The following is a 25,320-nucleotide window of genomic DNA, read 5'->3' on the forward strand; positions in this document are numbered from 1 at the left end:
CCCGGCGCGGCTCAGCCCTCGCCGGGGCGGACCAGCCCGCTCTCGTACGCGATCACGACGAGCTGCGCCCGGTCGCGGGCGTTCAGCTTCTGGAGCAGCCGGCTCACGTAGGTGCGGGCGGTGTCCGGGCTCAGGAACAACGCCTGCCCGATCTCCGTGTTCGACCGTCCGGCGCCCACCTGCGTGAGCACGTCCCGTTCCCGGGCGGTCAGCCCGGCGAGCCGCCCCGGGTCGGCCACCGGTGAGCGGGCCGCCGCGGCGAGCACCCGCCGGGTGACCGCGGGGGAGAGCAGCGCGTCGCCACCGGCCACCGTCCGGACCGCGTCCCGCAGCGCGTCGGGCGGGGTGTCCTTGAGCAGGAAACCCGCCGCTCCGGCGCGGATCGCCTCGAACAGGTACTCGTCGTCGTCGAACGTGGTGAGCATGACCACCTGCACGCCGTGCAGCGTCGGGTCGGTCAGGATCCGCCGGGTCGCCGCAAGCCCGTCCCCGCCGGGCATCCGGACGTCCATCAGCACGATGTCGGGCCGTTGCTCCCGTACCACCGAGAGGCCGCTGCCGCCGTCGCCCGCCTCGCCCACCACCTCGATGTCAGGCGCCCGGTCGAGCAGCGCGCGCAGGCCGGTGCGGACCAGGTGCTGGTCGTCGACGAGGACGACGCGGATCGGGCTCACGCGGCGACTCCCGTCAGCGGCAGGTGGACCGACACCCGGAAGCCGCCGGTGCCGCTCGTGCGGGTGTCGCCCGTTGCTCTGGTGCCGCCGGTTACGGCGGTGCCGGTTCGGATGGTGCCGGTTTCTACGGTGCCGCCGAGCAGGGCTACCCGCTCGGCCATGCCGCGCAGGCCCTGGCCCGTCCCGTCCCTGCGCCCGGCGGGCGGGCCGCCGCGACCGTCGTCCACCACCTCCAGCGCGAGCCGCCCCGGCGTGACGCGGACCGTCACTGTGACCCGGGTGGCGTCGGCGTGGCGAAGGACGTTCGTCAGCGCCTCCTGCACGACCCGGTAGACGGTGCTGCCCACCACCGCCGGCAGCGTGTCCACCGGACCCTCGATCCGCAGGTCGACGGCCAGCCCTCCCCGGCGTACGCCGTCCACGAGCGCCGGGAGCTGGTCGAAGCCGGGAACCGGTTCCCGTGGCCCGGGTTCGCGGCGCAGCGTGCCGAGCGTCGCCCGCAACTCCGCCATCGCGCTGCCGCTCACCGACCGGATCGCGGCCAGCGCGTTCTCCGCCTGCACCGGATCGCTGTCGGCGAGCGCCTCCCGGGCGACTGCGGACTGCAACGTGATCACCGACATGGTGTGCCCGAGCGTGTCGTGCACCTCCCGGGCGATGCGCAGCCGTTCCGCCTCGACCTGACGGGCCGCCTCCCGGTGCCGCTCCTCGTCGGCCGCGATCGCCTGCCGGACCAGCGCCGCCCGCAGCGACCGCCGGTTGCGGACCGCGTCGCCGAGGGCGATGACGGCGAGTAGCAACGCCGCCTCGGAGCCGAGTTCCGTGCCGACTACCACCGCGATGTCGTCGCCCTCGGCCAGCCGGGCGGCCACCGACACGGCCAGCAGGCTCCCGGCGACCACGGCGGCCGGGACGACACGCCCGCGCTCGGACACCCGGTAGAGGACTGCGGCGGCCGGGGCGGCCACCCCGACGGGCGGCAGGTCCAGCGCGTAGTACCCGAGGATGACGACAGCCGTCGCCAGCAGCGCCGGCAGCGGCCACCGCCTGGCGCCCAGCACCAGACCGCCGAGCACCGCGCCGGCCACGACGGCGAGCGCCGCGCCGCCGGGCGCGGGCCGGTCGGCCGCCACGGCCACCGCGACCAGGCCGAGCGTGGCCGCCGCGAGCAGCGCGTCGGCGCGGGTGGGCGAGGTGTCGGGCACGCCTTCGAGCCTAGGTCCGCGCGGACCCTCACCGCTGTCGTCCGCAGGCGTCAGGGTCGACCCCGAGGCGTACGCCGAGAAGCGACATCCGGTCGCGCGGCCACGCGGACGACGGTCGGGGACGGCGGACCTAGCGTCGATGGCGTCCCCGAAACGTGAGGAGAAACCTCGTGGTACGCACAAGACTGACCTGGCTCGCCCTTATTGTCATGGTATGGGCGGCGATGATGTCGTTCGGCGGAGTCGCCGCCGAGACCGTCATGCTCTACCCGAACATCTTCAGCGACGCGCCCGCCTCGCTCGACCGGGCCCGTGAGTTCCTCGTCCACGGCGGCCCGCACGACTACTTCCCGCCGCTCGGCGCGTCGGTGATCCTGAGCAGCGTCGCCGCGACGCTGCTCACCTGGCGCGACCGCCGGCTGCGCTGGTGGGTCGCCGGCGCCACAGCCGTCTTCGTCGTCTGCGAGTTCCTGTTCTCCGCAGTCTTCTTCTGGCCGCGCAACGAGATCATGTTCGTCGACCCGCCCGGCACGCACTCCGCCGAGTACCTGCGGCAGGTCGCCGCCGAGTTCGTCGCCGGGCACTGGGTGCGCTTCGCCGGAGGCGCGGTGACGGCCGTCCTGGCGTTCGTCGCGCTGCTGAAGTTCGTGCGCTCGACCGCGTCCGTTCCGGCTCCCGCGTCGGCTCCGGTGCCCGCTTCGGCATCTGACTCCGGGTCGGCGGAGGTGACGCGATGAGCGCGGGTCGCCGTACCCTCGGATTCTCGTGGCCGGCGTTGGTCGCGCTCGCCGCGACGGCCGCCCCGCGCGTGGCGCTGCACGACCTGGACGTGGTGCCGGAGGGCACTGTCGTGGCCGCGCTGCTGGCGGTCGGGCCGCCGCTGTGCTGGGTGGCCGCCGTGTTGTGGCGGCGGCCGCCGCGCCCGTTCCTGACGATCGTGGTGATCGGGGCGCTGTACGGGGTGTTCCTGGCGGTCGGTCACCAGGTGTTCTGGGACTCGTCGCTGGGGATGGACGCGCCAGGGCTGGCCGGGCTGGAGGCGGGGGCGCGGGAGGCGTTGTTGCGGGGCGCGGCGGTGATGTCGAGCCTGGTCACCGGGACCATGGTCGGAGTGATCGCGGGTGCGGTCGCGGTGCTGTTGTCCCGAGTGCTGCCAGCGCCGGCCCGACGTCGTGAGCAGGCCGACGCTTCTCGCCCGCTCGCCTGACTCGGCGAGCGGGCGAGATCCCAGGTCAGGCAGCGATCGCCCGGGCGGCGGCGTACATGTCGGCGGGAAGCGGATGCCGCAGCTCCCAGAGGATCCGCATGGGCCGGTCGCCGCTGTGCTCCCGGTATGTCATCGGCCCTGCGTACAGGTACGGCGGTGCGCCAAGGTCACGGTCGGCGATTTTGGTCTCGCGGACGAACAGGTGCACGGTCGAGCCCTGTGCGACGTGGTTGACGTACCGCTGGCCAGTGGCCGAGCCCGACGACGTGGTGCTCTGCGACTCCCACTGGAACAGCTTGTCCGTGACGGCGCGGTCGGCGTACATGGTGGTGGGGGAGTAGTGCTCCTCGGACTTGACGAGCGTGACGAAGAACAGGTCCGCGCGCTCGTCGGGCAGCCACTTCACGCCCTCGCGCAGTGAGCCGGGGTTGGTCATGCCGAATGCCGCGCACGCCTCGTTGCGGCTGTAGCGGGCGTGCACCCGCAGCGGTACCCGGCCCGGGGCAGGTGGCTCGGTGACCCGGTGGATGCGGTCACGCAGCACGTCAACTACCTGCCGCAGCTCGGCGCAGCGCGCCGGTTCCGCCCACAGTCGCTTGAGCCGGGCGTCGCGTTCGGCCAGCGGCACCGACGGCCCCCACAGGCTGAAGTGCAGCATGTCGAGCAGCCGCCCCGAGTCAGGGCGTTGGCCGGCGGCGACGCGAGCGATCAGATCCAGCCGATCGACATCGTCGGTGTGGAGCATCCGGCCGATGGCCCGGCTCAGGTCACGGTCGTCCGGGCCGCCCTCGGCCGGGTCGAGCGCGGCCAGCCGCCGCAGCCCGGCCCAGCCGCCGATGCTCGCCGATCGGTAGACGTCCTCGATTTCCAGGCCGGTCTCGCGCAGGAAGTCGGACAGGCTCACGTCACCGAGCTGCCGCAGCTCGGCCACCAGCGCGTTCTTCGACGTCGGCAGCGCCGACTTGAGGTTGGCGAGGACGATCTCTTTCGCCACCCGGTCCAGCTCGATGTGGCAGCCGCTTGGTAGCGAGGGGAAGTCCTCGCGGACGGCGGCTTCGACCGCCCGTCGGCTGACCCCGGCAAGCGCCCGCCAGCGCATGTCGAACCGGAAGTTCGCGTGCTGGCCGCCGATGAAGTCGAGCACTGTCAGGCACGGCTTGTCGTCGTCCAGCCGCAGACCCCGGCCGAGCTGCTGGAGGAAGATCGTGGCGCTCTCGGTGGGGCGCAGCATGAGGATGGTGTCGACCATTGGCAGGTCGACGCCCTCGTTGAACAGGTCGACGGTGAAGAGCACCTTCAGCTCGCGCTTGCGGAAGCGGTCGATCAGCACCTGGCGATCCGGCCGGTCAACAGTCGACGTGATGGCCGCGGACGGCACACCGTGGCGGGTGAACCAGTCGGCCATGAACTCGGCGTGCCCGATGCTCACGCAGAAGCCGAGCGCGCGCATCCGTCCGACATCAGCGATGCGGCGGACCGCGTGCAGGATGAGCCGCGCCCGAGCGTCGTTGCCCGTGTAGACGCCGTCAAGCTCGCCCTTGTCGTACCCCTGCCCGCGCTTCCACCGCACCCGCGTCAGGTCCACGTCGTCGTGCAGGCCGAAATACTGAAACGGCGCCAGCAACTGCCGTTCGAGGGCCTCCCACAGGTGCAACTCCACCGACGCGCGGCCGTCGAACCACCGGCGCACGTCACGGCCGTCGCTCCGCTCGGGCGTCGCGGTCAGACCCAGGAGTACGCGCGGCCGAAGCCGTTCCAGCAACGCCGTGTACGTGGCCGCCTCGGCGTGGTGGAACTCGTCGACGATCACCATGTCAAACGCCTCGGGGTCGATTTTCCGCTGGCGTAGCGACTGGATTGACGCGAAGACGTGCTGCCACTCCTGCGGCCGATCGCCGTTGACCAGCGTCTCGCCGAACGTGCCGTCGCCCATGACCTGGCGGAACACTGACCGGCTCTGCCGCAGGATCTGCTCCTGATGGGCGACGAAGAGCAGCGAGTCGACGTGGCCGGCTCGCCGGAGCCGGCGGTAGTCGAGCGCCGCCACCACCGTCTTGCCGGTGCCGGTCGCCATCACCACCAGGTTGTGCCAGCGACCGTGCACCAGGCGCTCGGCGTCGAGGTCGTCAAGAACCTCTTGCTGGTACGGGAACGGCCGCACGTCCAGTTTCGCGATCTCGGTCGGGGCGTCGTCGGCGCGTTCCCCGCGCAGGGCGACACGTAGCCGCTCGGCATCGGTTGACGGGTCGTAGGTCTCGAACGCCGAGTCGTTCCAGTAGTCCGCGAATGTCGCCTCGAACGTGTCGATGACGTGCGGCTGCTCCAGATTCGAGATGCGGACGTTCCACTCCACGCCGTCGACGAGCGCGGCCTTGGACAGGTTCGACGAGCCGACGTACGCGGTGGTGGTGCCGTTGTTGCGCCGGAACAGCCATGCCTTGGCGTGCAGCCGGGTGGTCCGTGTCTCGTAGGAGATCTTGATCTCGGCACCCAACTCGGCGAGCCGGTCGAGCGCCCGCTGATCGGTGGCGCCCATGTACGTGGTCGTGATGACCCGTACCCGGCCACCTTGCGCGATCAGTTCGGTGATCGCGGGCTCGATGATGCGCAGACCGTGCCACTTGATGAAGGCGCAGAGCAGATCCACCTCGTCGGCCGAGGCCATCTCGTGGCTGACCTCGTGGCCGATGCGCGGCTGGTGCCGGCCGTTGACCAAGAGCGCGCCGGTGGAGAGCGGCGTCGAGGGGCGGATCGGGAAGACGGGCGCGGCCGGCGGGATGGGCGGTGCGGCGATGGCATGAAGCAGACGCTGGGCGTCTGCCACCTGGTCGTCGGCGGTGACGGCACGGGGCTCGGCCTGAGCGATGTGCGCGGCGATGCGGTTCGCCAGGCCGACCTGCCGGGCCAACTTGTTCTCCCCGCCACCGACGCCGAGGAGCGCCCGCCGCGCGAGGCCCGCGATGTGCCGGGCCAGGACGTCATGCGCGTCGGCGGCATCCAGCTTGGCATCCCGGACGAAGGCGCTATCGACATGCCTGAGCTGCGTCGCCAGCTTCTCCGTGATCAGGTGTTCGTAGATGCCCTTCTCAAGATCCCCCACGATGGCAAGCTAGCCGCGATGAACGCCGGGCGGAAGCCGGTGCGATAGGTGTCAGGAGGTTTGTCCTGTGGCCTGTCAGATCATCGACACCTGGAGGTGAAGGTCGACGCGTTACCCATCACCGGCTCGACTCAATGGCTTTGATGCGGACCTCGAACAGCGGTGCTCCTTCCCGCGTCGGCTTGAGCCACCCGGCCGGTTGCCAACCCCAGGAGTCGTACGCCTGCCGGGCAGCAACGTTGTCGGGCCGTACCAGCAGCGTGGCCCTTTCCTCCCGCCGCGTGTCCAGGAGCCGATCGTGGAGCGCCCGCGCGATACCCCGGCGTTGCCACGATCGCCGCACCAGCAGTTCGCAGACCGCGTAAGTCCGTTGCCCGTCTTCGTCCGTGAAGCCGTCCGGCACTGGTTGTCGAATGCCGTCCCACCAACGCGTATCGGCTCCGAGCGGGAACCCGTAGACGTAGCCGACCAATTCGTCATCGACGTAGGCCGTCACCAGCTCCCAGCCTGCCTGGGGCATGTGAGCCGCGAGCTGCCGTTCGTACCGCTCGGCCGTGTAACGCGGGCCGTCGTCCGCATGCGCGTCGAGGTATACGTCCACAAGCTGGTCTACCAGGCCCTCGGCCGTTGCTGCGGTCTGGTGCCGTAGTCGCAGATTCTCACGCACGAGGACACGATCCCACCGGCGGCAGGCGCTCGAAGGGCTCAGACGAGATCAGCGAATGGCTTCCAACGTAGACCGTGGTCGTGTTGTGCGACTGACTTCAGTCTGCTGGAAAACTCGGCCGCTACGCTCGCCGAACTTGCGAGAAGCGGCGTGGCAGCAGCGATCATCTTCAGCTCGCGAGCTTCCCGCAGTAGTGGCCAGTCGCGGTCGGACGTCACGTCGTACCCGTACGCTTCGGCGAGCGCCCGATGCGCCCCGGTCTTCCCGAAGCGGGCCTCGCCCACAGCGACCGCAACCAGGTCCACCTGCCAGGGCCCAAGACAAGTGGCGTCGAAGTCGCAGAGCAGAATGCCGCCCGATGCGTCCCGGAGCAGGTTGCCGATGTGCGCGTCCCCGTGGACGAGCGACTGCTCCGCGCGCTGGTTGAGGTCAGCGACCTGCGGCTCCAAGCGGTCGCACCACGCCACCAGGTAGTCGCGGTCCTCGGCGCTCAGCCCGTCGGCATCGGTCAGGCGTCGACGCGCGTCACCGATCGGATCCCAGGCGGCCAGCGGGAAAGGCGGGGGGCCAAGCGCATGAAAACGCCGCAGCGCAGAGCCGAGATCGTTCACCGTTGGCGCAGGCGCGGCGGGTGGCACGTAGGTCCATACCGAGGCCGCCAATCCGCCGACCTCGATCGGTTGTGTCACGCCCGGCGCCAGCCGGATCGTCGGCGCGTCCAACTCGGCGAACCATCGCGCGAGTTGAACGACCTTCGTCACCCGGTCTCGGAGCCGGTGTGTCCGTGCGATGCGGATGACGAGTCCGGATTCCGGCAACGCGAACACAGCGTTGTTGGTCAGCCGCAGGAGGCGGGCGTGCTCGGTCGGCACCTCAAGCCCGCTGGCGATCTCCCGCATGGCCCGGGCCATCGCTTCCTCTGAGAACCGCCCGCTCATACCGTGGCCGCAGCGCGTGCGGTGAGCGTCCGCTCGAATTCGGCTACGACGGGAAGGTGGCGATGCCGTCCGAGATCACGGCGCAGATTGACCACTCGATCGACCACTCGACTGGAACTCAACGCACGAGACTGCTCGACCACGCGCACGCCGACAGTGACCGCCCGCTCGGGCTCATCGGCGAGGAAAAACGCGCTGCACAAACCGGCCTCGTTCAGGACCATGCTGCGGACGTTCGCCGGGCCGAAGGCGACGATCGCTTCTTCAACGCTCTGCACCGCCTGTGTCGCATGCGTTCCGGCCTGCCGGGCCATGTCGCGGTACACGCGACCGTACTGCGCGAGCAGCTCACCGCGGTCGTAGAAGGCCATCCACACCGGCTCACGCTCGGGATCCACACGCTCGAACTGATCGCTCGCCCGGCCGAGGAGGGCCAGCGCGTCTCGGTGATTGCCGAGCGCGGCTGTCGACGCGGCCTCCGCGCCCCAGAGCAGCGCCTTTACGGCCGCAGTTGCCCGGGATCCCAGCTCTGAGTGGGCCAGCCGCAGCGCGGCCAGAGCATCGTGGTTGTGCCGAAGGTGTTGTAGCTGCTTGGCTTGCGAGTAGCGGATCAGGGCCGCCAGCGGTGCATCGTCAGCGGACATCGCGGCCCGCTCGCCGGCGGCGAAATGCCGCTGAGCGTCCGCGTGCCGGCCGGCGTCCAGCGCGGTCCAGCCGGCCAACTGACGTGCTGCCGCGACCGCCGCGACCAGGCGTGGCGTCAGCCCGGGCGAGTGCGACCAGTCGAGCATGCGGTACACCGACTCCGCGAACCGGGCGACCTCCCGATAGAGCAGGCCGCCGCCGCATTCGTAGTCGACCGACCGGTAGAGCTCCAGCACCGCGTTCAGCCGAGCCACGTCCGCGCTTCCGATTCGGCGAGGACTGGGATCCTCAGCGACCCCGACCAGCCCCGCTCCTGCCGACACCGCCGCGATGCCGGCCAGGAGGGTTCGCCGGCCCAGGTCTGGTGCCACGTGACTTCCGTCGGCCCGAGCGCTGATCGGTGAGCCAGGACCGACGGCGAACCAGAGAGACCTCGGCGGGATGCGGAGCACTGTCGCCCAATGCGTCAGCCGATCGAGATGCACCAGGGCTGGCCCGTTCTCGATCCGGCTCAACTGTGCCTGTGTGATCCCCAACCACCCCGCGACGACGCTCTGCGGCAGCGGGCTCCGACCGTGGTACGGGTGGTGGCGGTATGCCCGGATCACCTGGCCGAGATGACGCGCGGCCAGCGCCGTCCGTACCGGTTCATGGTCCCAGAACGGGTCGGGTACGGCGGGCGGCGTGCTGAGGCGGTCCCGCTCGGCGGCCTGACAGGGCGCGCAGCGACCCGTGTCGTTGTCGCGCGCCAGGCGTGCGCCGCAGCGGGGGCAGTTCGCAGGTGTCACCGGCTACCTCGCCGTTCGCGGAGAACCTGTGTCCGAAGTCGAGCCTAGCCATTCAACCCGGTCCGGAGCGGCACGGTATACGCACCGTGCATATCGCCCGGCGTCTCGTGATGGTGACTGAGTGTATGCGGCGTGTGTATGGCGGCCACGATCATCAGGGCATGCGCCTCCTGCCGAGGAGGACTGAGGGTCGGCGCATGGCCCGGGGCGGGTGCTGGGCTCCGGTGGCACCGCGTCCTCGATCGCGGCTCCCGCCGTCCCCGCCCGCCCCGGCGCCACTCCATCAGATCCGACCCGGAGGCGCCTGCCGATGTCCGCCGCCCTTGCCGACTTCCCCGTCCTCACCCCGGTCACCGACGAGGATCTGCTCGTCGCCGCGTTGGCCGTGCGCGTACACGTGCCCGAACACTGGCCGCAGGGACCGCTGTGCCGTAGCGAGCGCGTCCCGTACCCCTGCCGGCTGGCCCGGTGGGGGAGGGCGACGCTCGCCGCGGCCGGGCTGCCCGACGAGGCCGTGGCGACCGGGGCGGTGGTGTGGTGATCTACGTGACCGGGGAGCGGGTGCAGGCGTACCAGGTGCGCAGCGCCGTCTTCGACACCCGCTGGCGTGGGCTGGACCCGGCGCAGGTGCACGACTACCTGTGCCGGGTCGCCGACGAGATGGATCGCCTGCACCGGGAGCTGACCACGGCGCGCACCGAGTCGGAGCGCGTCCGCCAGGCGCTGCGGCAGTGGCAGTCCCGCCACAACGGCTGCCGACGGCGCGGCCACGATGGCTGAACCGCGCTGGATCATCCACCTGCCGACCACGCTGACGTGCCGGGACGTCGCCGCCGAGCTGGCCGCCGCGCTCGCCCGGTCGCTCGGGCACCTGGATGCCGTCGACTTCGGCGAGACGACGCTCAGCGAGGAGGACGCCCAGCACCTGCGGTACCGCGTCTGGTGCGACGTGCGGCTGCCCGACGGTGGGCGCTGCGGACTACGGGATGGCCACGACGGGTCGTGCGGCGTAACGGAGCTGCGCTGACCCGGCGCTATCCCGGCGTGTCGGTCGATGAACGTCCTGGTGACGGGCTGATCCGTTGGGAGCGATCCCAAAGGGGGCGACCATCCACCCTGTACGGTCGCTACACTCCCCGAAAACGCCCGGAACCGCCCACGGAGTCTGGAGACGCCAGTGACCCGCGACAAGGCCGCACCGCCCGGAATCGACGTCACCATTCCCAGCGTGGCCCGGGTCTACGACTACTTCCTGGGCGGCAAGGACAACTTCGAGGTCGACCGGAAGGTCGCCGAGCACGCCCTGCGGATCACGCCGGACGGGCCGGCCGCCGGTCAGGCGAACCGGGCGTTCCTGCGCCGGGTGATCCGCTACCTCGTCACCGAGGCGGGCATCGACCAGTTCCTCGACATCGGCTCGGGGCTGCCAACCCAGGGCAACGTGCACGAGGTCGCGATCGAGCACAACCCGGCCGCCCGGGTGGTGTACGTGGACAACGACCCGATCGTCCTGGCGCACGGGCGGGCGCTGCTCGCCGCGGAGGGCACCGCGACGGTGATCCAGGCCGACATCCGGGAGCCGGAGGAGATCCTCAACGACCCGGACGTCCGCCGGTTCCTCGACTTCGACCGCCCGATCGGGCTGCTGCTGTTCGCGATCCTGCACCACATCGGCGACGACGAGGACCCGCGATCGGTGGCGGCGGCGCTGATCGACGCGTTGCCGTCGGGCAGTTACGTCGCGATCTCGCACTTCCGTGACCCGGGGGAGCGGGATCCGGAGGGTTCCCGCAAGGCCCGCGAGGTCGAGCGAATCTTCAACGAGTCGCTCGGTACCGGCCGCTGGCGTACCGACGAGGAGATCCTCGCCTTCGCCGACGGGCTGACGGTGCTGGAGCCGGGCCTGGTGCCGCTTGCGGAGTGGCGTCCGGACCCGGACGCGCCCGCACCGCAGCAGACCGACACCTACCACACCTTCGTCGGGCTGCTCGCTCGCAAACCGTAGGCACCGCGGGCCCCGAGGGTACGAAGAAGGCGCAGGTGCCGGAGCCGCGCCGAGGTGGCGCGTGCTAAGAAAGGGCCCCGCCTTCGTCGAACCCAGGAAGGGCCCGCCGTGCACGAAGCCGAGCAGGTGATCCAGCGTGTGCTGCGGGATCTGCGCGACGGCACGCACCGTGGCGTCGTGGTGGACTCGCCTCCCGGTGCCGGGAAGTCGACCCTCGTCGTCCGCGCCGCGATCGAGACCGCCGCCACCGGCGATCCGCTGATGATCGTGGCGCAGACCAACGAGCAGGTGGACGACCTCATCGACCGGCTCGGCCGTAAGGCGCCGGAGCTGCGCGTCGGGCGGCTCTCCGCGACCGACTACCGGCCCACCGAGCGGGTCACCGCCCACCCGGCGGTCCGGGTCGCGGCGAAGGTCGCCGACCTGGGCGGGCCGGCGGTCACCATCGGTACGGCGGCCAAGTGGGCCACCGTGACCGAGGGGAGCTGGCCGTGGGCGATCGTGGACGAGGCGTACCAGATGCGCGCGGACGCGCTGCTCCGCGTGGCGGGGCGGTTCGAGCGGGCGCTGTTCGTCGGCGACCCCGGTCAGCTCGATCCGTTCAGCACCGTGGAGACGTTCCGCTGGACCGGCCTGACCTGGGATCCGATGCAGTCGGCGGTGGCCACGCTGCTGCGGCACAACCCGGAGTTGCCGGTGCACCGGTTGCCGGTGTCGTGGCGGCTGCCCGACTCTGCCGCGCCTGTGGTGTCCGCCGCGTTCTATCCGTTCACCGGGTTCCGCGCCGGGACCGGCCCGGCCGATCGGGCGCTGACGTTCACCGGGCCCGGCGCGGGTGACGCCTACGACGCCTCGGTGGAGGTGGCCGCCGCGACCGGCTGGGCGTTGCACGAGCTGCCGGCCCGGCACACCGTGCGTACCGACGGGGAGGCCGCCGCGGCCTGCGCGGAGCTGGCGTTGCGGGTGCTGGCGCGCGGCGCGGTCGCGGTGAGCGAGGCCGCGCCGGGCGGCGCGCCGGTCACCGCGGACCGGATCGCCGTCGGGGCCGCGCACCGCGACCAGGTCGCGGCCATCCGGTCCCGGCTGGGCGCGGCCGGGGCGGGCATCACCGTGGACACCGCCAACCGGCTCCAGGGCCGGGAGTACGACGTGACGATCGTGCTGCACCCGCTCTCCGGGCGGCGCGACGCGACCGCGTTCCACCTGGAGTCGGGGCGGCTGTGCGTGCTGGCGTCGCGGCACCGGCACGCCTGCGTGGTGGTGGCGCGGGCCGGGATCGGTGAGCTGCTCGACGCGTACCCGTCGACCGAGCGGGTGCACCTGGACGTACCGGTGAAGTTCCCGGACGGCTGGGAGGCCAACCAGACGGTGCTGACCCACCTCGATGCGCATCGGGCGTGACGAGGGGCCGTCGCGGCAGGATCGGCGGACCGTTCGGGTCTTCCGGCGGTCACCGACGGTGGGCACGATGGCCGGATGCATCCTCACGACCCCTACCAGCAGGATCCGTATCAGCAGCCGTACCACCAGCAGCCGTACTACCCGCCGGCGTACGTGGAGCAGCCGAGCGAGGGGATGAGCAGGTGGGCGATCGTCCTGTGGGTCATGGTGCCGGCGCTGCTGGTGATCCTGTGCTGTGCCGGATGCGTCGTCTCCGGTTTCGCCGGCGGGTTCATGGAGGGCTTCAACGAGGGCTACTCGTCGTCGTAGGCGGCGGATCGGCGCACACCGCCGCCCTCGCCGCGCGGCGCTGGCGGCGGTGCGTTAGACAGGGATCATGACCGCGAGCGTGCTGCAGTGGCTGGGCGGGGGCCTGGTGGCGGTGGCCGCCGGTTTCCTCGCCGTGTCGCTGCCCCGGCGCCGCGTCCGGGCCGAGGGCCGGCGGATCGCCTGGTCGTCGGCGCGGGCGGCGATCCACGACGCCACAGTCAGCCGGGACGCGTCCCCGGCGACGGTGCCGGAGGCCGAGCGGTTGCTGGCCCGCGCCGAGATGCTCGCAGCCGCCCGCGGCGGCGCCGACGCGGCCCGCGCGGCGGCCGAGCACGCCCGCCGCGCCGACGAGCTGTGGCGGGCCGGGCGATGACGAGGGTACGCCGGGAGTTGCTGCGCTGGTCGCTGCTGGCCGCCGCGGCGGCGGTGCTCGTGGTGTTCCTGGTGGCGCAGCGGCAGAGCGTGGAGGTCAGCTACGGGCGTTCCCCGTCGACGGCCGCGCTGCCCGAGGGCTCGGCCGGGGAGCTCAGCGACGCGAGCGTGCCCTCGGTCGAGGAGATGACCGCGCTGGTCGCCGCCGATCCGGTGGTCCGGCTGCCGGGTGCGGTCGCGCGCTGGGACGAGCAGCGGGTCCGGGCCGCCATCGGTGACCGGGGCACGCGCATCCTGGTCGCCCCGCCCGGCCTGGACGAGGCCGAACGCCGGCGGGTGAAGGACGTGGAGAACGCCGAGATCCGGATCGTCGGCACGGAGGTCAGCGGCGGGCTCTACGTGGCCTCGCCGGACGACCTGCCGGGCTGGCGGGCCCGGTTCGCCACCGGCGACGTGACCGGCTCGGTGCTCGCGCTGCTGGCCGCGCTGCACGACCAGCCGACCCCGCCGGACGGCGACGACCTGCGCTGGCGGGAGCCGACCGGCCCGGAACTGGCCCCGATGGTCACCGCGCTGCGGGCCACCGGCCGGTACGTGGGCCCCGGCGCCACGCTGACCCGCCTGCCGGAGAAGGCGGCGAGCGCCGCGTTCCCGGACGGCGCCTGGTTCGTGGTGCTGCCCGCCCAGCCGTACGGGGAGCCGCTGCCCGCGTACGGGCCGGCGCTGCACCGGCTCGCCCCGGACCAGCCGCTCGTGGTGATGTACGGCGACTGGATCGAGTACCACGGCCCGGGCGCGGCGTCGTTCGCCGAGGTGGCCGGCGCGAGCTTTTACGCCCAGTTCGGCAGCCGGCTCGGCCGTTACACCTATCCGCAGCAGAACGTGCTCGGCGCGTATCTGGCCCAGGTCACCGACGTGCGGTACGCGGGGCTGTTCGACCGCCCGCTGCCGTACCGGCCGTTCGACCCGCTGCGGGTGGCGTTGCCGGCGCTGCCCTGGCTCTTCGCCGGGTGCGTGGCGGGTTTCGTGGTGCTGTCCATCCGTACCGTGCGGGCCTCCGGCCGCCGCCCGGCCGACGTCGGTCCCGGTGGCACGCCGGCCCGGCTGGCCGGGCTCTCCGCGCTGGCTGTCGAGTTGTCGCTGCTCACCGACGCGCGCAGCGACCCGGCGCTGGTCCGGGGCGTGGGCCGGTTGCGGGCGGCCCGGGACGCGTTCGACGAGGGGTTGCCCGACCGGCACGTACGCGAACTGCTCGCCGACGCGGCGGCCGAGCTGGACGACGTGGCCCGGGACGTGCGGATGCCCGGCTACCGGCCGGACGTCTACCTGCGGGCGAGGCTGTCGTGAGCCGCGTCGCGACCCGTCCCGAGCGGGCGGCGGCCCCGCGCGGCGTGGCGGCGACCGGCCCGCGCCGGCTGCTGGGCCGCCTGGTCGGTACGGCGTTCGGTCGCGCGGTGCTCGCCTGCCTGGCGCTGGCCGGCTGGGCACTGTGGACCGGCGGCATCCTGGACGGCCCGGCCGCCCGGCAGGTACGCGGCTCGTCGGTCTACGCGGCGCCCGGCGTGGACCTGGACCGGGCCGCCGCCGAGCGGGTCATCGGCAACCGGCGGCTGGTGGTGCTGATCATGGAGCCGGGCGCCGACCTGCGGGAGGCGTGCGACGACACGGAACGCGCCACCCAGGGCACGCTGGTGCTGGCGATGAGCCGCGACGGCGAGGACTGGGACACCTACGGCTGCTCCCGCCTCGGCGGCGACGGCGCGCGTGACCTCGGGCGGGCCATGGTCGCCGAGACGACGATCAGCAGGGGCGCCGACGCGTTCGTGGACCGGCCGGTCGAGGCGCTGAAGGTGATCGTGCTCAACTACGACCGGCTGGTCCGCGCCGGTCTGGTGCCGGACGGCGCCCGTACCATCAGCCCGTCGTTGCCCCGGTATCTGCTGGCCGGCGGCGCGGTGGCCGGGGTCGTCGCCGGTGCGGCGGTGCTCTGGCTGGGCGGTCGGCGGGCCGGGCGGCTGGCCGACGCGCGCCGGGCCGGGCGGGACGCGCGCGCCGACGAGCGGGCCGCGCTCGGCGCCGCCACCGCCGTTCTCGCCCAGCAGATCATCGACCTGGACGGGCACGCCGGGCCGGCCGCCCCGGCGCATCGGCGGCTGGCCGCCGACTACGTCGGCCTGCTCGACGAGGTGTCCGAGGTGGACGACGACGCCGGGGCCGTACGCCGGCTCCGGGAGCGGGTCGAGGAGTTGAGCCGCCGCGCGGCGGATCTCGCCGACGACGCCGCGTCCGGTCGGCGCGGGGACCGCGCGGGCGGCCGGAAGCCGGACAAGGCGGCGGCCGGTGCGACGACGGGGAAGGGCCGGACGCGCGGACGGGGCCGGCGGTGATCCGCCGGCCCCGTCGTCACGGCGTCGTCAGCGCTGGGCGCCCACCGTCGAGGCGGCCGGCCAGCTGCCGGTGAAGACCTGGGCGGGCGTCGCGCTGCGGACGGCGAAGCCGAACAGCGAGTCGACCCGGGCGGCCTCGGCGGAGCTGGGGTACGGGTTGGTGCAGCTCGTACCGGCGCTGCCGCCGGACATCAGGATGGCGCAGTTGCCGTTGTAGTTGTCCGGCAGGCCGAGGATGTGGCCGATCTCGTGCGTCATGATGCGCAGTGCCGAGTACTGCTGGGCCTGGTTGTAGTCGATCACCACGCGGCCGTTGCCGAGGCTGGTGCGCTGGGCGTACGAGCCGCCGCCGTAGGTGTAGGTGATCCGCAGGTTGGACCCGCACTGGGCCATGTTGATGTTGTTCGTGTAGTTGTTCCAGATCGCCGCCGCCTGCACCGCCGTGTTGGCGAACGGGCCGGCCTGGCTGATGTTGTAGCAGACGTTGCGGACGGCGGCGGAGGCCGGAGCCGGGTTGACGGCTACCGCGCCTACTGCTGCCAGCGTCGCGGCCGCGAGGGTGGCGAGGATCCGGGACAGCTTGGGCTTACGCATGGTTCACACTCCTTGGGATGGGGGTGAGCGGAACGCCGCAAGCCTATAGATAGCCGTCTATCAATATCAAGGGGTGGACGCGTGCGGATCGGACGCGTTCACGGCGGCGACGACCTCGTCGTAGTCGCCGCGCGCCTCGGCGTGGCGGAGGAACTTCACCCGCTCGACCTGGATCTCCGTCGCGTCCGGCTGCGCCTCCAGCAGCGCCATCACCTCGGCCACGAACTCGTCCAGCGGCATGGCCGTCTCGTTGCTCTCGTGGCCGGGCAGGAGTTCGGTACGCACCGCGGGCGGCACCAGCTCCAGCACCCGTACGCCGGTGCCGGCCAGGTTCAGCCGGATCGACTCGCTGAGCATGTGCACCGCCGCCTTGGAGGCGTTGTAGCTCGGCGTGACCCGCAGCGGCACGAACGCCAGGCCGGACGAGACGGTGACGATCGTGGCGTTCCCGCGCTGCCGCAGGTGCTCGACGAACGCGGCGATCAGCCGGATCGGGCCGAGCACGTTGGTGGTCACCACCTCCTCGGCCGAGGCGAGGAACGTGTCCGGTGAGCGCCAGTCCTCGATCCGCATCACGCCCGCCATCGTCACCAGGACGTTGAGATCCGGGTGCTTCGCCAGCACCCGGTCCGCGGCGGCGGCGATGCTCGCCGGGTCGGCGGTGTCGATCGTGACGGTGTCCAGGCCGGGATCGGCGGCGGCGATCTCGTCGAGCAACTCGGTACGCCGCCCCCCGACGATCACCGTGTTGCCCCGCTCCCGCAGGGCGAGCGCCAGGGCCAGGCCGATCCCGCTGGTGGCGCCGGGAATGAAGATCGTGTTTCCGGAGATGTCCATGCGGCAAGCCTGCGGCGTCCGGCGGGGCGGGTGAAGAGACCGCTGATCGGGGGATCGCGGATCCCTGGTTCCCGGCGGGGCGCGGCGGATACTCGGATCATGGACCGCCAAGCCCTGGCCGAATTCCTGCGCCGCCGCCGCGAGGCACTGCGCCCCGGCGACGTCGGACTACCGGAGGGTGCCCGCCGCCGGGCGCCCGGCCTGCGGCGGGAGGAGGTCGCGTCGCTCGCCACCATGTCCACCGCCTACTACACCCGGCTGGAGCAGCGGCGCGGCCCGCAGCCGAGCACGTACCTGCTCGGCGAACTGGCCCGGGCGCTGCGGCTCACCGCGCACGAACGCGCGTACCTGTTCCGGGTCGCCGGGCACAGCCCGCCCGAGACCGTCGCCACCAGCGGGCACGTCGCGCCGGCGCTGCTGCGGGTGCTGGACCGGCTGACCGACACCCCGGCGCTCATCCTGTCCGACCTCGGCGAGACGCTGGTGCAGAACCGGTTGGCGGCCGCGCTGTTCGGAGACCGCTCCGGCTACACCGGGCTCGCCCGCAGCGAGGTTTACCGCTGGTTCACCGACCCGGCCGAACGGGAGCGCTACCCGGTGGAGGACCGCGACCGGCAGAGCCGGGCCCAGGTCGCCAACCTGCGTGCCGCGTACGGGTCGATGGGTCCCCGGTCCCGCGCGGGCGAGCTGGTGCGGGTGCTGTGCGCCGCCAGCACCGAGTTCGCCGAGCTGTGGGAGCGGCACGAGGTGGCGCAGCGCTTCGCCGACCACAAGACGCTGATCCACCCGGAACTCGGGCCGATCGAGCTGGACTGCCAGGTGCTGTTCACCGAGGACCAGTCGCAGGCGCTGCTGGTGCTCACCGCCGCGCCGCGCAGCGAGGCCGAGGAGAAGCTGCGGCTGCTCGCCGTGCTCGGACACGAACGGTTCCCGTCCGCCACCGCGTGAACGCGGCACAGGAACGGTCGTTCACGCCGCCGGGTATCCCCGGCTTTCCTGTCGGCCTCCCGTCACGCAGGGTGTTTTTCTGATCGCTTCCGGTCGATAGCGTCGGGCCACTGCCGTCGACGAAGGGCCGACGATGAACGACAACGGACACCCATTCGACCGTCGGCGACTGCTCGCCGGCGCGGCGGCGGCCTCTGCGGTCACAGTGACCGGCCTGGCCGTCGCCACCACCACCGGCGCCGGGGCGGCCGCACCGGGCCGCCCCGCGCCGCCGCTGATCTCCCGGGACCGCATCGCCACCGCCGCGCTGCGGGCACCCGACGGGTCCGCGCTCCCGGTCGCCGTCCAGGCCGACTTCCACGCCCGGCTCGCCGCCTGGCTGGCGTTCTGGTCGGCGAACTCGCCGGCGGCCTGGAGCGTGCCGGTGCAGGTGGTCGCCCGGATCGAGGCGGCCGGCGACGCGCTGGTGCTGCACGGGATCCGGCACCGCCGCGACGACGAGCTGCGCGCCGGCTTCGCCGCCGGCCGGCGGGACGCCACCCACCTGGCCACGCTGGCCAGCCTGCACCACCACTTCCCGAGCGTGCGGGTCCGCCCGGACGGCACGATCCGGGTCGCCGACGGACCCGCCGGGTTCACCGGCGCGCCGGAACAGGTCGCCTTCGCCGTCGCGGCCTGCCGCGAGCTGTGGGGCGACACCACGGCGACCGCCGACCGCTGGGCGGAGCACGCCGCCCGGGTGCTCGCCCGTGCCGGGCACCGCACCGACGCCGCCTCGCACGCCGGCTGGGCGGCCTTCACCCGCACCAGCCTGCGTCGCGGGCTGGGCACCGAATCGTACGAGTGACCGGAGGTAGCACATGGCCCGCAACGAGTTCCGCTTCGTGGTCGACGGCGTCGACCTGAGCCCCGAGCAGCAGACCCTGATCGCCGCGGAGATCCAGAAGGCCGGCCTGGCCGCCCTGCGTACCGCCGACGCCAGGCTGACCAACCCGCTGACCGTCGGTCACGGCAACATCAAGCTGCGTCCCGAGTGGTACGGCCTCTGGGTCATCGACGGTCCGTTCGCCCAGGACCTCGGGCAGAAGATCAACGACATCGGGTTCTGGATCCAGCGGTGACCGACCCCGCCCGGCCGGCCGGCACGCCGGAGCGGATGTGCCCGAGCACCCCGGCGTCGAACGCCACTGTGTTCCTCGGCATGATCACTCCGGCGGGCCGGGTGGCCTACGTGACCCCGGCCGTACCGGCCGAGGTGGCGCTCGCCGGGCTCGGTGACTCCGACGAGCCGATCGAGTCGCGGGCCCGGCTCGCCGGCCCGTGTGTCACCTCGTCCTGTGGCTTCTGGACCGGCTCGCACTGCGGACTGGGCGCCCGGATGGCCGCCTCGTACGCCGAGACCGCCCCGCCCGCGGAGGAGACGCTGCCGAAGTGCGCGATCCGGCGTACCTGCCGGTGGTTCGCCGAACAGGGACCGGCCGCCTGCCCGGCGTGCGCGCACGTGGTGACTGACGCGCGGCTCTGAGGGATCCTCCTTGTCGGACCCTTCGGCTAGCGTCGGGAGGTCATGGAGCCGCGGTTCGGCCAACACCTCATCGGGCGGGAGCATCCCGCTGCGCTGCTGCGCGCCGAGGTGGCCCGGCTGGTCGACAGTCACGGCGGTCTCGTCCTGGTCACCGGCGAGCCGGGCATCGGCAAGACCACGCTGGTCTCGGCCGCCGCCGACGAGGCGCGCCGCAGCGGGGCGCTGGTGCTCGGCGCCGCCTGCTGGGACTCCGACACCGCCCCCGACTACTGGCCCTGGGTGCAGGTGCTGCGCCGGCTGGCCCGGTCCGCCGACGACCCGCGCGGGGTGCGGGAGGCGGCCGCCGCGGGCCTGGCGGCACTGCTGGGCGAGCGCGCCCCCGGCGACCCGGCCGAGCCGGGCCGTGCGACCGACGAGGGCGGCACGGGCGATGCCGCCGAGCCGGGCCGCGTCACCGACCGGGGCGACACGGCGTCGCCTGGCGACGCCGCCGCATCGGGTGACGCGGCCGAGCCCGGCGACGCCGACGCGCCCGGTGACGCCGGCCGGGCCGAGTTCGACAGGCACGACGCGGTGACCGCCGCCCTGGTCGCCGTCGCCCAGCACCGGCCGGTCGCCGTGGTCCTCGACGACCTGCACTGGGCCGACCCGGCGTCGCTGCGGCTGCTCCAGTTCGTCACCCAGCACGCCTGGTTCGAGCGGCTGCTGCTGATCGGCACCTACCGGGACGCCGAAGTCGAATCCGGCGACCACCCGCTGCGGCAGTGGCTGCTGCCACTCACCGCCAAGGCCACCACAGTCACGCTCGCCGGGCTGGGCCGCGCCGAGGTGGCCGCGCTGATGGCCCGCACCGCCGGCCGGGAGCCCGACGCGAGCCTCGTCGACGAGGTGCACCGGCGCACCGGCGGGAACCCGTTCTTCGTGGAGCAGACCGCCCGGCTCTGGCACACCCACGGCCTCACCGACACCGTCGCCCCGGGCGTACGGGAGGTGGTGCGCCGCCGGCTCGACCAGCTGCCCGCCGGAGTGGTCGAGGCGCTGACGGTGGCCGCCGTGCTCGGCCGCGAGTTCGACGGGCGGACGCTCGCGGCCTGCGTACCCGCTCCGGTCGCGCAGGTCGACCGGCTGCTCGGCCGCGCCGCCGCGGCCCGGCTGGTGCTGCCCCGCGATGGCGGCCGGTTCGTCTTCGTGCACGACCTGGTCCGCGAGACGCTCTACGACGGGCTGGCCGACGACGAACGGCGGGCCCGGCACGCGGCGGTGGTCCGGGCCGCCGACCGGTCGGACGCGCTCGCCAGCGCGCTCAGCCCGGCCCACCTGGCCCGGCACGCCTGGCTGGCCGGCGCCGAGCTGGACCCGGAACGCGCCGGTGACCTGCTGGTGGCCGCCGCCCGCGACGCCGGGGGCCGGATCGCCGTGGACGAGTCGGTACGGCACTACCGGCGCGCGCTCGAACTGACCGGCGAGCCCGGCCGGCGGGTCCGGGTGCTGCTGGAACTGGCCGGGCTGCTGCACCACGCCGGCCCGCCGGCCGAGGTGGAGCGGCTGCTGGCCGAGGCCGCCGCGCTGGCCCGGGAGCTGCCCGATCCCGGCGTGCTGACCCGGGTGGCGCTCATCGCGCACCGGCAGCACTCCGCCACCCGCCGCCGGCTCGACGCCGCCGAGCTGGTCCGGGAGGCGTACCGGCGGTTGATCGCGGAGCCGGACCCGGAACGGCCGGTACGCGCGCTGGTCACCGACCTGATCACCGCCACCGAGACGCTCGCCCGGCACGGCCGCGACGACGAGGCGCTCACCTTCAGCCTGTGGGCCCGCCACGACACGACCTGGGGTCTCGGCACCGCGCAGGAGCGAGCAGTGGTCACCGCCGAGATCCGGGAGGTGGCCCGCCGCAGCGGCGACCGGGAGACCGAGCTGTGGGCCACGGCGCTGCGCTGGGTCGCGCTGCTGGAGCTGGGCGATCCGGGTTACCGGCAGGAGCTGACCGCGTTCGTGACCGGCGCGCGACGCGACGACGTGGCCCGGCAGCGGGTGGCGGCGATCGTGGACACCGCCATCATCGCCGCCTTCCGGGGCGACCTTGCCGCCGCCGAGGCGGGCTTCGCCGAGGCGGAGAGCTACCGCGAGCCGGGGCACTCCGACCACGCCTTCATGACGCACCACATGCGCTGGTCGATTCTGCTGCTGTACGGCCGCCTCGCCGAGGCCGAGGCGGTGCTCGACCGGGTGGGCACCGGGCACCCGCAGGCCGAGCTGCTCCGGGCGATCACCGCGGCCGAGCGCGGCGACGCGGCCACGGTGCTGCGGCTCACCACCGCGATCGAGGCCGCGGGAACCGCGTACCCCCGGTCGGTGTCGCCGTTGTGGCTGCGCCTGCGGGCGCAGGCGGCGGCGGTGGACGGCGACCCGGCGCGGTGCGCGGCGGTACGCGCCGACCTGGCCCCGCACCGCGGGCAGTGGGCGGCGGCGTTGTTCGGCTGCGACATCGTCGGCCCGGTCGACCTGTGGCTGGGCGGTGTGGACGCGGCCGAGGACCGGTGGGACGACGCGGTCGACTGCTACGCGGCGGCCCGGGACGCGGCCGACCGGCTGGGCGCCCGGCCCTGGTCGGTGCTGGCCCGGGCCGCTCTGGTGGGCGCGCTCGCCGGGCGGGACGGGCCGGGCGACGCGGCCGAGGCGCGGCGACTGCGGGCCGAGACGGTGGCCGAGGCACGGTCGCTGGGGATGGTCCAGGTGGTGGACCGGCTGGGCGCGGCGGATCCCGCCCCGGCGGCGGCGTCCGCAGCGGTCGCGCCGGTGGCGGCCCGGCTCGACGCGGGCGTTCCGGTCCTGGCCGTCGCGTCGCCGCCCGGCCGGCGGGGCGCGTCGGGCCTGTCCCGGGCGGGTGTGGTGCACGGGCGGCTGCCCGACCCCGGCGCAGACGTCGTCCGGCCCGAGTTCCGTCCGGACGGGCCGGTGTGGCGCCTCGTGTACGACGGCGTCGTGGTGCACCTGCCCGATGCCAAAGGGCTGCACGACCTGCGAGTGCTGCTGAGCCGTCCCGGCACAGACGTGCCCGCCGTCGAACTGCTCGACCCGGCGGCCGGTCCGGAACTCGTCGCCGCGCACCGCCTCGGGGCCGATCCGGTGCTCGACGACGAGGCGAAGGCCCGCTACCGCCGGCACCTGCGGCGGCTCGACGACGAGATCGATCGGGCGGCGGCCCGGGACGACGGGCGGCGGCTGGCCGAACTGGACGCCGAGCGCGCGGCGCTGCTCGACCAGTTGCGTGCCGCCGCCGGGCTGGCCGGGCGCGGCCGGCGACTCGGTGACCAGGCGGAACGGGCGCGCAAGGCGGTGACCGGGCGGATCCGTGACACCCTGCGCCGCATCGACGAGCGGCATCCGGCGCTCGCCGCGCACCTGCGCGAGTCGGTCACCACCGGCGGCGCCTGCCGCTACCGGCCGGCCGAGCCGGTGCCCTGGCGGCTCTGACCACCGACGGTGGCGGGGCCGGGTGGACCCCGCCACCGTCGTCGCGTCAGCGGCGGTTGTAGCGGTACATCGTCAGCGTGCCGAACACGACCACGAAGAGGGCGCTCCAGAGCAGCATCCACATGGTGCTCGGGCCGTCCATCGAGCCGGCCATCGCCGCGCGGACCGAGGTGACGAGCTGGGTGATCGGGTTGATCTTGACGAACGCCTGCAGCCAACCGGGCATGGTGGACGGGTCGACGAACACGTTGCTCAGGAACGTCAGCGGGAACAGCACCATCATGCTGGTCCCCATCACCGACTTCTCGCTGCGCAGCACCAGGCCGAAGAACGTCCACACCCAGGAGAACGCGAACGAGAAGACCACCAGCAGCCCGATCCCGGCGAGCACCCCGAGCAGCCCGCCGTCGGGACGGAAGCCGAGCACCACGCCCACCGTCAGGATCACCACGGCGGCCAGGACGTAGCGCAGCACGTCGCCGAAGATCATCCCGACCAGCGCCGCCGGCCGCCAGACCGGCAGCGTACGGATCCGGTCGAAGACGCCCTTCTCGATGTCGCTGTTCAGCCCGACCCCGGTGTACATGGTGATCATCACGACGCTGGTGACCATGATGCCGGGCAGGAAGAACTGCAGGTACGCACGCGGGCTGTCGGCCAGGGCACCACCGAACAGGTACGTGAACATCAGCACCATGATGATCGGGAACGCGGTCACGTCGAACAACTGCTCCGGCACGTGCTTGATCTTCAGCAGCGCCCGCCAGCCGAACGTCAGCGACGCCGACAACGCGCTGGGCCGGGCCTGCCGTTCGGCCGGGGCGAGCACGGTGGCCAGCGCCTCGGCGGACGGCACGTAGACGGACGGCGCCCGCCCGGTGGTGATCGCGGTGTCGCTCATCGCGCCGCCTCCAGTTCGTCGTCCCGCTCGTCCGCCGGGACGGCCGGGTGGTCGGTCAGGGCCAGGAAGACCTCGTCCAGGCTGGGCTGGCCGAGGGAGAAGTCGTCCACCACGATGCCGGCCGCGGCCAGCTCACCGAGCGCCCGCGCCGCCTGCGCACCGGCCTCCAGGTCGGTGCCGTGCTCGCCGACGCGGGCGGTCAGCGCCGCCGGATCAGCGGCGAGCTGCACCGGTACGCCGAGCGACGCCCGCAGCACCTGCTCGGCCTGCGGCCGCTGCCCCGGATCGCGCAGCCGGATGTGGACGCTGCCCGCGCCGATCGACGACTTCAACTCGCCCGGGGTGCCCTCCGCGATCACCCGGCCGTGGTCGACCACAGCGATCCGGCCGGCGAGCTGGTCCGCCTCGTCCAGGTACTGCGTGGTCAGCAGCACCGTCGTGCCGTACGCCACCACCGCCCGCACGATCGCCCACACCTGGTTGCGGCTGCGCGGGTCCAGCCCGGTGGTCGGCTCGTCGAGGAACAGCAGATCCGGGGTGTTGAGGATGCTCGCGGCGATGTCGATGCGCCGCCGCATCCCGCCGGAGTACTTCTTCACCTGCCGTCCCGCCGCCTCGGTCAGCCCGAACGCGGCGAGCAGTTGCTCGGCCCGGTCGCGGGCGCCGGCCCGGCCCAGCCCGAGCAGCCGGCCCAGCAGGACCAGGTTCTCCGCGCCGGTCAGGTCCTCGTCCAGCGAGGCGTACTGGCCGGTCAGGCTCACCCGGGCGCGTACCGCGTCGGCCTCGCGCACCACGTCGTGCCCGAAGACCCGGGCCGTGCCGCCGTCCGGGCGCAGCAGCGTCGCCAGCACGCGTACGGCGGTGGTCTTCCCGGCGCCGTTCGGGCCCAGGACGCCGTAGACGGTGCCGGCGGGAACCCGCAGGTCCAGCCCGTCGAGTGCCCGGGTCGAACCGAAGGACCGGACCAGGCCCTCGGCCTCGACGGCCAGGCCGGTGTTCCGGTTGCTCATGAATCGCTACCTCTCTCGTCGGTGTCTCGACAGGCGTACGGGCGTGCCGCCAGACCGATCGCCTGTTTCAACGAGGCCGGGATGCTGTGGTGTTGTGCCGGCCTCACCTCTCCGGCGCCAGACGGCCCGCCAGATCCGATCTGGCGGTGGCGATTCCCGGCCGACGACGGCCGGTACGGGAGGAAGGCGGGTTATGACCGTTCCCGCAGCAGTCCGCCGGATGACCGGTCGCGGACAGTGCCCGATCGATCGTCTGCCATATGCTGCGCCGGCATCCGACGCACGGGGGCGTGTCCCGGTTGTGGTGACGCGGACGCCTCTTGAGCGCATTGA

At 73.1% G+C, this 25,320-nt stretch carries 26 protein-coding genes; 16 read left to right on the plus strand and 10 right to left on the minus strand.

Annotated features, from left to right (window positions below; genetic code table 11):
* Positions 1-11: 11 nt before the first annotated feature.
* Together CLT75_RS30230 and CLT75_RS30235 are read right to left on the minus strand one after the other, a co-directional pair.
* On the minus strand, positions 12-674 hold the full coding sequence (locus tag CLT75_RS30230) for a response regulator transcription factor (protein ID WP_135243505.1): 663 nt from the start codon (positions 672-674) through the stop codon (positions 12-14).
* Positions 671-1,879, minus strand: coding sequence for a sensor histidine kinase (locus CLT75_RS30235; protein WP_135243506.1), 1,209 nt, complete (start codon positions 1,877-1,879; stop codon positions 671-673). The genes CLT75_RS30230 and CLT75_RS30235 overlap by 4 nt, the downstream gene beginning before the upstream one ends.
* Positions 1,880-2,049: 170 nt before the next feature.
* On the opposite strand from CLT75_RS30235, the gene CLT75_RS30240 reads away from it, so the two are divergent.
* Positions 2,050-2,616, plus strand: coding sequence for an anthrone oxygenase family protein (locus CLT75_RS30240; RefSeq protein WP_486485301.1), 567 nt, complete (start codon positions 2,050-2,052; stop codon positions 2,614-2,616).
* Positions 2,613-3,086, plus strand: a complete 474-nt coding sequence (locus CLT75_RS30245; RefSeq protein WP_135243507.1) for a hypothetical protein — start codon at positions 2,613-2,615, stop codon at positions 3,084-3,086. Before CLT75_RS30240 ends, CLT75_RS30245 begins: the two co-directional genes overlap by 4 nt.
* Positions 3,087-3,111: 25 nt before the next feature.
* On the opposite strand, the gene CLT75_RS30250 is transcribed toward CLT75_RS30245, so the two are convergent.
* From CLT75_RS30250 to CLT75_RS30265, 4 genes are all read right to left on the minus strand, one after another.
* Entirely contained in the window at positions 3,112-6,186 is a 3,075-nt protein-coding gene (locus CLT75_RS30250) for a DEAD/DEAH box helicase (RefSeq protein WP_135243508.1), read from the minus strand.
* 118 nt (positions 6,187-6,304) lie between these two features.
* Complete coding sequence (locus CLT75_RS30255; RefSeq protein ID WP_486485302.1) at positions 6,305-6,853, minus strand: GNAT family N-acetyltransferase; 549 nt, start codon at positions 6,851-6,853, stop codon at positions 6,305-6,307.
* Between the two features lie 38 nt (positions 6,854-6,891).
* Positions 6,892-7,791, minus strand: a complete 900-nt coding sequence (locus CLT75_RS30260) for an aminoglycoside phosphotransferase family protein (protein WP_135243510.1) — start codon at positions 7,789-7,791, stop codon at positions 6,892-6,894.
* Positions 7,788-9,224: a helix-turn-helix domain-containing protein gene (locus tag CLT75_RS30265; RefSeq protein WP_135243511.1), complete on the minus strand. Its 1,437-nt coding sequence runs from the start codon at positions 9,222-9,224 to the stop codon at positions 7,788-7,790. Before CLT75_RS30265 ends, CLT75_RS30260 begins: the two co-directional genes overlap by 4 nt.
* A 310-nt stretch (positions 9,225-9,534) precedes the next feature.
* On the opposite strand from CLT75_RS30265, the gene CLT75_RS30270 reads away from it, so the two are divergent.
* From CLT75_RS30270 to CLT75_RS30310, 9 genes are all read left to right on the plus strand, one after another.
* Entirely contained in the window at positions 9,535-9,765 is a 231-nt protein-coding gene (locus CLT75_RS30270; protein WP_135243512.1) for a hypothetical protein, read from the plus strand.
* On the plus strand, positions 9,762-10,004 hold the full coding sequence (locus tag CLT75_RS30275) for a DivIVA domain-containing protein (RefSeq protein WP_128137740.1): 243 nt from the start codon (positions 9,762-9,764) through the stop codon (positions 10,002-10,004). The genes CLT75_RS30270 and CLT75_RS30275 overlap by 4 nt, the downstream gene beginning before the upstream one ends.
* Positions 9,997-10,251 (plus strand): hypothetical protein, encoded by a 255-nt coding sequence (locus tag CLT75_RS30280; protein ID WP_135243513.1) that lies wholly within the window; start codon positions 9,997-9,999, stop codon positions 10,249-10,251. Before CLT75_RS30275 ends, CLT75_RS30280 begins: the two co-directional genes overlap by 8 nt.
* Before the next feature lie 150 nt (positions 10,252-10,401).
* Complete coding sequence (locus CLT75_RS30285) at positions 10,402-11,229, plus strand: SAM-dependent methyltransferase (protein WP_135243514.1); 828 nt, start codon at positions 10,402-10,404, stop codon at positions 11,227-11,229.
* A gap of 108 nt (positions 11,230-11,337) precedes the next feature.
* Complete coding sequence (locus CLT75_RS30290) at positions 11,338-12,630, plus strand: AAA family ATPase (RefSeq protein WP_135243515.1); 1,293 nt, start codon at positions 11,338-11,340, stop codon at positions 12,628-12,630.
* Between the two features lie 75 nt (positions 12,631-12,705).
* Positions 12,706-12,939: a hypothetical protein gene (locus tag CLT75_RS30295; RefSeq protein ID WP_135243516.1), complete on the plus strand. Its 234-nt coding sequence runs from the start codon at positions 12,706-12,708 to the stop codon at positions 12,937-12,939.
* A gap of 67 nt (positions 12,940-13,006) precedes the next feature.
* The gene (locus CLT75_RS30300) at positions 13,007-13,312 is read left to right on the plus strand and encodes a DUF6403 family protein (protein WP_135243517.1); all 306 of its coding nucleotides are present in this window, start codon (positions 13,007-13,009) and stop codon (positions 13,310-13,312) included.
* Positions 13,309-14,658, plus strand: coding sequence for a hypothetical protein (locus CLT75_RS30305; RefSeq protein WP_135243518.1), 1,350 nt, complete (start codon positions 13,309-13,311; stop codon positions 14,656-14,658). Before CLT75_RS30300 ends, CLT75_RS30305 begins: the two co-directional genes overlap by 4 nt.
* Positions 14,655-15,698 carry a hypothetical protein gene (locus CLT75_RS30310; RefSeq protein WP_486485303.1) on the plus strand — a complete coding sequence of 348 codons (1,044 nt, stop codon included), beginning with the start codon at positions 14,655-14,657 and terminating at the stop codon, positions 15,696-15,698. Before CLT75_RS30305 ends, CLT75_RS30310 begins: the two co-directional genes overlap by 4 nt.
* A gap of 27 nt (positions 15,699-15,725) precedes the next feature.
* Here the strand turns inward: CLT75_RS30310 and CLT75_RS30315 are convergent, their stop codons facing one another.
* Entirely contained in the window at positions 15,726-16,292 is a 567-nt protein-coding gene (locus CLT75_RS30315) for a snapalysin family zinc-dependent metalloprotease (RefSeq protein WP_135243519.1), read from the minus strand.
* A 66-nt stretch (positions 16,293-16,358) separates the two neighbouring features.
* A complete protein-coding gene (locus CLT75_RS30320) occupies positions 16,359-17,129 on the minus strand; it encodes an SDR family NAD(P)-dependent oxidoreductase (protein ID WP_135243520.1) in 771 nt (256 codons plus the stop codon).
* A gap of 99 nt (positions 17,130-17,228) precedes the next feature.
* Between CLT75_RS30320 and CLT75_RS30325 the strand changes: the two genes are divergently transcribed.
* From CLT75_RS30325 to CLT75_RS30345, 5 genes are all read left to right on the plus strand, one after another.
* The gene (locus CLT75_RS30325; RefSeq protein WP_167796985.1) at positions 17,229-18,077 is read left to right on the plus strand and encodes an MmyB family transcriptional regulator; all 849 of its coding nucleotides are present in this window, start codon (positions 17,229-17,231) and stop codon (positions 18,075-18,077) included.
* A 133-nt stretch (positions 18,078-18,210) separates the two neighbouring features.
* Positions 18,211-18,924: a hypothetical protein gene (locus CLT75_RS30330; protein ID WP_135243521.1), complete on the plus strand. Its 714-nt coding sequence runs from the start codon at positions 18,211-18,213 to the stop codon at positions 18,922-18,924.
* Between the two features lie 13 nt (positions 18,925-18,937).
* Complete coding sequence (locus CLT75_RS30335) at positions 18,938-19,198, plus strand: class I SAM-dependent methyltransferase (protein ID WP_091418956.1); 261 nt, start codon at positions 18,938-18,940, stop codon at positions 19,196-19,198.
* Positions 19,195-19,602: a hypothetical protein gene (locus CLT75_RS30340; protein WP_135243522.1), complete on the plus strand. Its 408-nt coding sequence runs from the start codon at positions 19,195-19,197 to the stop codon at positions 19,600-19,602. Before CLT75_RS30335 ends, CLT75_RS30340 begins: the two co-directional genes overlap by 4 nt.
* A gap of 42 nt (positions 19,603-19,644) precedes the next feature.
* Positions 19,645-23,076: an AAA family ATPase gene (locus tag CLT75_RS30345; RefSeq protein WP_135243523.1), complete on the plus strand. Its 3,432-nt coding sequence runs from the start codon at positions 19,645-19,647 to the stop codon at positions 23,074-23,076.
* A gap of 46 nt (positions 23,077-23,122) precedes the next feature.
* On the opposite strand, the gene CLT75_RS30350 is transcribed toward CLT75_RS30345, so the two are convergent.
* Together CLT75_RS30350 and CLT75_RS30355 are read right to left on the minus strand one after the other, a co-directional pair.
* The gene (locus tag CLT75_RS30350; RefSeq protein WP_135243524.1) at positions 23,123-23,977 is read right to left on the minus strand and encodes an ABC transporter permease; all 855 of its coding nucleotides are present in this window, start codon (positions 23,975-23,977) and stop codon (positions 23,123-23,125) included.
* Positions 23,974-24,987, minus strand: coding sequence for an ATP-binding cassette domain-containing protein (locus CLT75_RS30355; RefSeq protein WP_135243525.1), 1,014 nt, complete (start codon positions 24,985-24,987; stop codon positions 23,974-23,976). The genes CLT75_RS30350 and CLT75_RS30355 overlap by 4 nt, the downstream gene beginning before the upstream one ends.
* Positions 24,988-25,320 lie beyond the last annotated feature (333 nt).

The sequence above is a fragment of the Micromonospora sp. CNZ285 genome (genome assembly GCF_004637285.1).

Bases quoted from the DNA above. Each gene is read 5' to 3' on its own strand.
- CLT75_RS30245 (WP_135243507.1), top strand. From the start codon at position 2,613: ATGAGCGCGGGTCGCCGTACCCTCGGATTCTCGTGGCCGGCGTTGGTC.
- CLT75_RS30260 (WP_135243510.1), bottom strand. From the start codon at position 7,791: ATGAGCGGGCGGTTCTCAGAGGAAGCGATGGCCCGGGCCATGCGGGAG.
- CLT75_RS30270 (WP_135243512.1), top strand. From the start codon at position 9,535: ATGTCCGCCGCCCTTGCCGACTTCCCCGTCCTCACCCCGGTCACCGAC.
- CLT75_RS30280 (WP_135243513.1), top strand. From the start codon at position 9,997: ATGGCTGAACCGCGCTGGATCATCCACCTGCCGACCACGCTGACGTGC.
- CLT75_RS30295 (WP_135243516.1), top strand. From the start codon at position 12,706: ATGCATCCTCACGACCCCTACCAGCAGGATCCGTATCAGCAGCCGTAC.
- CLT75_RS30300 (WP_135243517.1), top strand. From the start codon at position 13,007: ATGACCGCGAGCGTGCTGCAGTGGCTGGGCGGGGGCCTGGTGGCGGTG.
- CLT75_RS30305 (WP_135243518.1), top strand. From the start codon at position 13,309: ATGACGAGGGTACGCCGGGAGTTGCTGCGCTGGTCGCTGCTGGCCGCC.
- CLT75_RS30315 (WP_135243519.1), bottom strand. From the start codon at position 16,292: ATGCGTAAGCCCAAGCTGTCCCGGATCCTCGCCACCCTCGCGGCCGCG.
- CLT75_RS30320 (WP_135243520.1), bottom strand. From the start codon at position 17,129: ATGGACATCTCCGGAAACACGATCTTCATTCCCGGCGCCACCAGCGGG.
- CLT75_RS30325 (WP_167796985.1), top strand. From the start codon at position 17,229: ATGGACCGCCAAGCCCTGGCCGAATTCCTGCGCCGCCGCCGCGAGGCA.
- CLT75_RS30330 (WP_135243521.1), top strand. From the start codon at position 18,211: ATGAACGACAACGGACACCCATTCGACCGTCGGCGACTGCTCGCCGGC.
- CLT75_RS30335 (WP_091418956.1), top strand. From the start codon at position 18,938: ATGGCCCGCAACGAGTTCCGCTTCGTGGTCGACGGCGTCGACCTGAGC.
- CLT75_RS30345 (WP_135243523.1), top strand. From the start codon at position 19,645: ATGGAGCCGCGGTTCGGCCAACACCTCATCGGGCGGGAGCATCCCGCT.
- CLT75_RS30350 (WP_135243524.1), bottom strand. From the start codon at position 23,977: ATGAGCGACACCGCGATCACCACCGGGCGGGCGCCGTCCGTCTACGTG.
- CLT75_RS30355 (WP_135243525.1), bottom strand. From the start codon at position 24,987: ATGAGCAACCGGAACACCGGCCTGGCCGTCGAGGCCGAGGGCCTGGTC.